The 7,835-nt window shown below is 64.6% G+C and carries 5 protein-coding genes; 2 read left to right on the top strand and 3 right to left on the bottom strand.

The window, feature by feature from the left end; genetic code table 11:
• Window positions 1-106: 106 nt before the first annotated feature.
• Window positions 107-2,236 (bottom strand): Rv1355c family protein, encoded by a 2,130-nt coding sequence (locus tag BH683_RS11030; protein ID WP_094647401.1) that lies wholly within the window; start codon window positions 2,234-2,236, stop codon window positions 107-109.
• A gap of 396 nt (window positions 2,237-2,632) precedes the next feature.
• Here BH683_RS11030 and BH683_RS11025 point away from each other — a divergent pair, with 396 nt between their 5' ends.
• Entirely contained in the window at window positions 2,633-3,385 is a 753-nt protein-coding gene (locus tag BH683_RS11025) for a hypothetical protein (RefSeq protein ID WP_084836305.1), read from the top strand.
• On the opposite strand, the gene BH683_RS11020 is transcribed toward BH683_RS11025, so the two are convergent.
• Window positions 3,346-4,521, bottom strand: a complete 1,176-nt coding sequence (locus BH683_RS11020; protein ID WP_084836304.1) for a GGDEF domain-containing protein — start codon at window positions 4,519-4,521, stop codon at window positions 3,346-3,348. The genes BH683_RS11025 and BH683_RS11020 overlap by 40 nt on opposite strands.
• A 282-nt stretch (window positions 4,522-4,803) precedes the next feature.
• Here BH683_RS11020 and BH683_RS11015 point away from each other — a divergent pair, with 282 nt between their 5' ends.
• Window positions 4,804-6,069, top strand: coding sequence for an EAL domain-containing protein (locus tag BH683_RS11015; protein ID WP_084836303.1), 1,266 nt, complete (start codon window positions 4,804-4,806; stop codon window positions 6,067-6,069).
• On the opposite strand, the gene BH683_RS11010 is transcribed toward BH683_RS11015, so the two are convergent.
• A complete protein-coding gene (locus tag BH683_RS11010; RefSeq protein WP_084836302.1) occupies window positions 6,066-7,832 on the bottom strand; it encodes a hypothetical protein in 1,767 nt (588 codons plus the stop codon). The two genes, BH683_RS11015 and BH683_RS11010, sit on opposite strands and share 4 nt — an antisense overlap.
• Between the last annotated feature and the right edge of the window lie 3 nt (window positions 7,833-7,835).

Raw genomic sequence — 7,835 nt, 5'->3', positions numbered from 1 at the left:
CCTCACCCCCCGACCCGCCTGATCTGCTCCACTTCCAGAAAGACGCTCCACTTCCAGCACCCTGGAAGCGGAGCAGATCCCCAGAAGTGGAGCAGATTCGCGGAGGTCAGGCCAAAACGTTCGCCAAGGACCGACGCCGGCTCGCCGGGGGTGTCGCGTTGGTGCGGAACAGGCGCAGCACCGTGGTGACCACTTCGCCGTCGGCGAGGCCCAGCACCTGTTTCAATTGCTCTGCCAGCGCCTCGAATTCGTCCACCCGATCCGGCGCGATCTGCGCCAGCTCCTTACGGCCGTCGGCGTAGAGGAAAACAGGGTTCATCGGATGTACCGCGAGGCCCATCATCTCGGCACGAATCCACAGCTCCTGCATCGTCTGGCCACCGCGCACATAGTCCGCGGTGCTGCGACCCTCCTGGGTCACCACCGCCAGCGCCGACGACGTCATGATGCGACCCTGGGCATCGGCGCCCAGTACCGATCCGGCGCCCCACGCGTTAAGGTGAGCCATCACGTCGGGCCTGCGCAGCACCACCATCAGCGGCGCCTGTTGCGGCAGCAAAGCCAGGTCGTCGGCATCGATACCGGTGTCGGAGTGCACATCTGACGGATCGATGATCTCGGCCATCATCTCGGCGTGCAGCGCCGGGGTCAGGTACCGGAGCCGTTCGGCTGATCCGGCGACGGCCGCGAATCCGGCAAGGGCACCACGATCGGTGATCAATCGGACACCCGTACCGGCGGAACCGCCGGAGGACAACGCGGCGACCACACCCGCGTCGAGTTCGCTGCCGTCCCCGAAAGCCCGGTTGGTGCGACGGTCGAGGAGGGGACGAACGCTCGCGCCGGTTTCGGCGATGTCGCCGAAGTCGACCCGCACCTCGACGCCGTCGCCGACGCCGACGATGCCTGCCTTCCCGTACACCCCGACGGCGGCGGCTGCAGCAGTCAGGTTGTGCAGTACGGCACCAAGACTCACGGCCGAAGCCCGGCGTTCGACATCGGCGCTCGACGTCGGTGTCGCGTCGAGCCGCACGGTCACCCCGTCCTCGTCAGAGGAGAATCGCCATGGTTGCGTATTGCCTGCGGACGGTGCGCGCAGTCCGGCGAACAGCACCGCATCACGGGGGCCGAGACCATCGATGATGGCGTGCACATCTGCCGGAACACGTTCGGGCACAGTCTCGTCGACGACCGGCGACTCGAGGTCGTCGAGAATCGAATCGAGGTCCACGCGTACCCGACCTGAGGGCAGGTCTTCGCCTCGGACGATCCGGCGCACCGCGGCAGCGACCGTCGCACCGCCGAGAGCCACGTCTCCGCCCAGCTGCGGCCAGGCAGACAGGGTTCGGCCCATCTCGAGCGCTGACGCTGCCATGCGCGCAGTGAGCCGTGCCCCGTCGAGGATCCTCACCGCGAACGGCGCCTTCTCCTCTGTGGTGAGTCCGGCGAGGGCATCGGCGTCGAAATCTCCGAGCAGACCATGGAACAGCGGTCGGTCGGGTTCGAGATCGAAACGTTCGACGTCGAGCACGCCGCCGTCGCTGGTCTCCATGATCACCGGAATCCCCAGAGCCCTGGCCCGATCCCGTACCAGCACCTTGGCGTCGAAGGAGTCGCACTCTTCGATCACCACATCGAGCCCGTCGAGGAACGCGTCGATCGTCGCGGCTTCGGCGCCGCCCTGGTGCACCTGCACCTCGAGGTAGGGATCGAGTTCGGCGATCCGGCGGGCCGCGACCACGGCCTTGTTCACGCCGATGTCGAACACCGATCCCGGCACCCGGTTGAGGTTGGTGAGTTCGATCTCATCGAAATCGGTGAGTCGCAACTGCCCGCAGAGACCTTCCAGGGCGAGAGTGTGCGCGACCGCGTGTCCGACACTCAGACCCACCACACCGATGCGCAGGGTGGCCGCATGGTCTTGCTCGGCGGCGGACAGCTTGTTTCGGTTCCTATCGAGTCGCAGCCTTCGGTATGAGGCCGGGCCGAGTAGATGCACCGCTTTGCCGCGCCACGGATAGAACACCCAGCGGCTGCCGTCGGCTTCTGGCCAGCCGTCCGGCGGGGGCACCAGCTTCCCTGCCGCCTCGGTCAAATCGGCGGCGAGATCGATGAAGTCAACCGCGCCATCGGCACGGAGTTCCTCCAACTTGGTCATGTCGTTCGAGGATCGCGGATCGAGAATCTCGACAACCGCCCCTCCTGCCGGCGTGTGATCCTGCGCTGGCGCGGGCACGGCACCGCCTCCTCATCGTCTTCTGCGTCGTTTCCTGGCCAGATGGCCAGTTGTAGTGAGACGTTATACCGATGCTGTCATCTCTTCAGAAATGGGGAAACTGAAAATGCGGAGCGTGAGGAAGTTCGCCAATCAAGTGTTGCAGCAAGCGAATACGCAGAATCGAACAAAAGGCAACGAGCGCTTAACGATATCTCATAATTCGCCGGGATATGGCGCCGCCCACAGCGGCGATGACATGTCGATGGTCCGCAAGCGACAATTGACCAGATGAACCTCGCGGTGAACCCGTTTCCTACGCCGAACTAAGTAGCGCCGCAAGCCATCACCCATCAACAATTGTTTTTAGTGAATTGCTGATGTATCAGTGCAAACCCCTCAAAACCAGGAGTCTCAGTGACTACAGACTATGTGAACGCCCACCGTTTCTCGCGCACCGACATCCCCGCGCGTGATATCCAGACGCAGGTCCTGACAGTCAGGGGTACGACGTCGCTGGTCGTCGCGACACCCTCGTCCGCCCCGAGCCTGTGGCTCGATTACCTCGACGGCGCTCGGGCGTCGTATGCGTCGCACGGCGTCTCCATGGCCCTCGAATACGACACCGTCGTGCGCGGTGAGTGCACGTCGTTGTTCTACGCGGCAGTCGACGAAGACGGCGCCGTCATCGGTGGCGTCCGGGCGCAGGGTCCGTACGTCGACCCGCATCAATCACACGCACTACTGGAGTGGGCGGGACAGCCCGGTCTGGAAATGGTCACCGAGGCGATCCGGTCACGGCTGGACGAGGGCATCGTCGAGATGAAGACCGCCTGGGCCGCCGACGGCCCCGCCGCACCGACCGTCGCCGGGATGCTCGCACGCCTGGCCATTCCCACGTTCACACTGATGGGCACGCGGTACATCATGGCGACGGCCGCCGACCACGTTCTGCGCCGGTGGGAGTCCGCGGGCGGTCGCGTGGCCGAGGACATCCCCGCCTCGCCGTACCCCGACAACCGCTACCGCACCAGCCTGATGTGGTGGGACCGGGAAACCCTGGCCGCCGACGCCGACCCGGCGGTGTACGCACAGATGGTGGCCACCTCTGCCCCGCTGACCACCAACCGTCAGAGTCTGTTCTCGCCGTCGCGCGCCGGAGCAGCCTGATCTCTGTCGTTGTACCGACGCATCAGTGCCAACACGCCGACGTTGCGGGTCGTGTCGACGATCCTGACGGTCGGCTCAGATGGTGGCCCTGGGGTCCATTGGATCGCCGGGGCCACCATGGACACCACTCTGTTGCGGCCACCGTTTTTCGCGTAATAGACGCTCTGGTCGGCCATTCGGGTGAGCGTATCGATGACCTTGTCGATATTCGGTGTTCCGTCGGAGGCTTTTCCCAATGGCGCTTGCACGGCGCCGACGCTGATCGTGACAGGACATTGATCAGCAACGGCCACGCGGATTCTTTCGGCAATCTCGAAGAATTCTTCCCGATTGTCGGAGGCGTACATCACGACGAACTCTTCGCCACCGAATCGGCTCAGGAGAGCATAGGGCGGCGCCGCGCTCTCGATTTTCGCGACGGCATCGACCAACACCGCGTCGCCGGCTGCATGGCCGAGGGCATCATTGACGTTCTTGAAGTCATCTATGTCGATCATCATGAAACCGACGCACTTTCCGTGCGCGACGATCCATTCCAGCATTCGACTGCTGCTGTTCAGAAATCCTCGCCGGTTGAGAATTCCGGTGAGCGGATCGGTGTCGCCTAGTTTCGCCACCCGTGACAACGCGAAGTCGAGCGATCGGCGTAGTGCGCCGACCATGAAAACCGGCACCAGAACGGTGGTCACCGAGGCGCCACCGGCGACCATCACCGCGACCCACGACGTGGCGTTGAGTGTCGACAGGAACACGGCGAGCCCCATGGCGAACGCCGCGAACGAGATCGTCACCCGAAGCGACGAGGCCATGGCCGCGATCGCGGGGATAGCCGCCAGCAGAGCGACAATTGCTCGCGAGACGGCCGGATCTGTCACGAGATAGGCAGCCCAGGCGACTCCGACCATTCCGCCGAAACCCAGTACCGCGAATTGGCGATCGGTCAACCGCCCCACATAAAGTGTGATCGCAAATGTTATTGCCGAGAACAGCCAGATCACCGTGAGATATTTGAATCCCCCGGCGACGATGAGTGACGGCGCGATCAAAGCGAAGATCGGCAACCCGATCGCGCCGAACGTGCTGATGAGAACGGCAGTCGAACGCGCGTCGAAGCGTTCGAAATACCTTGAACTCACTGTCGCAGCCTGTCCATTCCCCGGGAAAGTAGCTCGAACCCACCGCACATCCATCGATGCCGGAGACGGGATTACACGATCGTATCCCGCGATGCCTTCACGAAACTCGATAGTGCACCCACAACGGGTCGCACGGCTCCATGCAGTGTAGACAGCCGGTGCGATCGGCGACCAGGTACAGCGAGCGCATTCGTACGTTGGAGGTATTCTCAATACGACCCAGCTCGTGTAAATGGGGGCCCGACCCGGTGTCGGCTCCGCAGGTGGGCAGGAAGGTAGGGCATGCCGCTCCCCCCATCGTCGCCCGGGTCTGCCCGCGACGGGATCACGGAGATCCGCGCGTGCACCGCTCACCTCGACTTCGACTTTCTGGGCGTCTCGGTGGTGTGCCTGGATCCGACCGGCCTCCTCGCCGGTGCGGTCGGTTGGGATCCGTCAGAGAAGATGAGGCCTGCGGCCCACAGCGCGCTGGTCGACATGCTCGGGCGCGCCTGCACCGTGTCGGTGGGACCCTACAACGACCTTCTCACCGTGGGTTTCGACGTCAGGGACATCGCACCGGAAACGGTGGAACGCCTGATCTCGGAGTGTCTGACGCGACAACTCAAGATCGACGGCGGCAGGTACTTCGTCCCGACTTGCCAGGGATTGGCCATCTCCTCGGTGGTCACCACCGCCACCGACGTGGCCGACCTCGTCCAGGCAGCGATCTCCGCGGTCCACTACGCGATCGTCGACGGCGACACGGTGGCGCACGCGACGCCTGACTCGATCGCCCGATTGCAGACCGAGGTCTCGAGGACCACCGAGTTGTCGAACGCGGTCGGAACCGACTTCGAGCTCTACTACCAACCGATCATCGACATCATCACGATGAAGACCGTCGGTTACGAGTCGTTGCTGCGGTGGCGGGTGGCCGACGAGGTCCGCAAACCCCACGACTTCCTCGACGCCGCCGAGGCCACGTCGCTCATCGTCCCGATCGGCCGCTGGGGAGTGCAGGCGGCGCTGGAACAACTCGCGATCTGGCGGAGCACGTCGACGACGCCCGGCCTGTTCGTCTCGGTCAACTTCTCGGCTCGGCAGTTGCAGGACCGGGCACTGACCGAACTCGTCGCCACCACCCTCGAGACCACCGGTGTGCCCGCCGACGCGCTGTGGGTCGAGGTCACCGAGCGGGACCTCATCGAGGTCGGTTCGCCCGCGTCGGCGACCCTCATCGAGCTCGACGCCCTGGGGTGCACCGTCTGCGTCGACGACCTCGGCACCGGGTTCGCGGCGCTGCGGTACATGGTCGAGCAGCCCGTACAGGTGGTCAAGGTCGACCGGTCCCTGGTCACGAAGGTGGGCACCGACGACAACACCATGCACAGCATCGTCAAGGCCGTCTGTGCCCTCTCGAGCTCACTCGGGATGGCGACCGTCGCCGAGGGTGTCGAGGACCCGGGTCAGATCGAGCACCTGCGTGACCTCGGTTTCACCCACGGTCAGGGTTACCTGTTCGGGAAACCGGCGCCGGCCGACGAGATCATGGTCGCAGTCGACTAGCCGCCGACAGCGTCTGAGGCCCCGTCCAGAGCGCCCATACCTTCTGGTGCGAGGCCGAGTGCGTCCAGGCACACCTCGACCACGGTCTCACGGATGAGCCAGTGCATGGCGGGATGGTCCCCGGACTCACACACCCTGACGTTCGGCCGTCGGCCACGACGTCCGAGTGTCTCCAGCGCACGAGGGCCACGATTGAGGGTGAACCTCTCGTAATCCCATGGCGAAAAGATCAGATCCGGTGTGACCCCACGCTTTGCCAGCGCAGACAGCAGAATTTTCGGGGCCTGTACCACGCCGGCGACCCCCAGCAGGTTCACGACCGCGTACGGCATGTGGGCGCGCAGGAGGGGCCCGAACTTCTCACGCAACTTCATCTGCAGCGCTGTCAGCCTGCTGTCGGGCCCCGTGGACTCGACCACCTCGGACACCGAGGGGCCGGCACCGATCGCAGACGCCTTGGTGGTGTCGAATGTTGTTGTTCGCAATCGCCACATCAACGGATTGATCATCACGACTCGGGACTGGGCTCCCCGGGTCCCGAGGTGCGCAGCCAGCCATGACCCTGAACACACGCCGGCGTGGACGACCCGCGACGGCACGCCTACCGTCGCAAACTCGGTGACCGCTCGCGCCTGACCGATAGATTCGGTTGTGTGCAGGGGCGAGAAGTCGTCGACCGGATCGACCGGTGACGTTTCCCCGACCCCGTAACGGTCATAGCGAACGGCCCGACCACCTCGGCGCGCGACCAGTTCGGCGAGGTCGGCCCACAGACGCGCCGGCCCGGTGCGGATGTCGTTGGCGGTCGAATGGGCCACCAGTACCGGGGCATCGGCAGACCGCTCGCTGTCGGGCTCGGTGATCCAGACGATCGTTCCGTCGTCGAGAGTGTGAATGGTCTTCCTGATGGCGGGACCCGCCGAATCGTCGGGTAGTACAACGTGGTTCGAAGGTGCGAAAACCGCACTGCGGGTTTCGGTCCCGACGGCGGCGCCGAGCCACTGCGCGATTCGCTTGATTACGGTGACGGGGAACTCGAAATAGACGGTGTGCGAGGCCACGAACGGCGTTGGATCACCGATAGGGAACACCTCGGCACCCGCAGCTTCCAGCTCGGTCGCGAATCGCCCACGCACGTCGGTGTCGCGCACTCCGCACAGCAACGCCTTGGGTCCCTCGACCAGGGTCTGCGCGGTCAGGTGCATGCGAGCCATTGCGTCGGCTGCACTCTGGGCCAGCGATGTGCCCACCAGATGCACCCGAGGGTCGTCGGCATCGACTGTCCCGATCGACATGTTGTGCAGCGCCGTCTGCCCACGGACGTACTGACGACCCTTGACCACTGGGTCCCACAGGACCAGGGCGTCGAAAGTTTGCAGGAGGCGTTGGTTCTGGCCGCCGAGCAGCGCTCCTGCTCGAAGCCCGATCAGGGATACGCTGTCGGTGTGCTCACGCACGTAACTCACCGCACTGTCGATGCTGTCGAGCCAGCGTTGCGCTGCATCTGGCGATCCTTGCGGGCCGGACGACTCGCCGGTGCAGGCATAGTCGAAGCGGAGAACGAGGAAACCCTTGCGGGCCAACTCTTCGCCGAGATACCTCACGCCCCTGGTCGTGTCGGCCTGCTCTTTGCCCAGCGGCGGGCATATCACCACGCCCCCGCGCACCTGTGCGTCCGCGGGTAGGTGCACGACCCCGAACAGGGGAGCTGATTCGGGACCGAAATAGGTTGGCAGTGAAGTTGTTTCCGACAGTTCGCTCACGCT

The organism is Williamsia sp. 1138 (assembly GCF_002095435.2).
Lineage (GTDB): Bacteria > Actinomycetota > Actinomycetes > Mycobacteriales > Mycobacteriaceae > Williamsia.
The sequence above is the reverse complement of the archived record's forward strand: the minus strand, read 5'-3'. Positions and strand labels throughout refer to the sequence as shown.

What these genes read in the sequence shown, in the direction of transcription:
- BH683_RS11015 (WP_084836303.1), top strand. Translation starts at nt 4,804, where the DNA reads ATGCCGCTCCCCCCATCGTCGCCCGGGTCTGCCCGCGACGGGATCACG.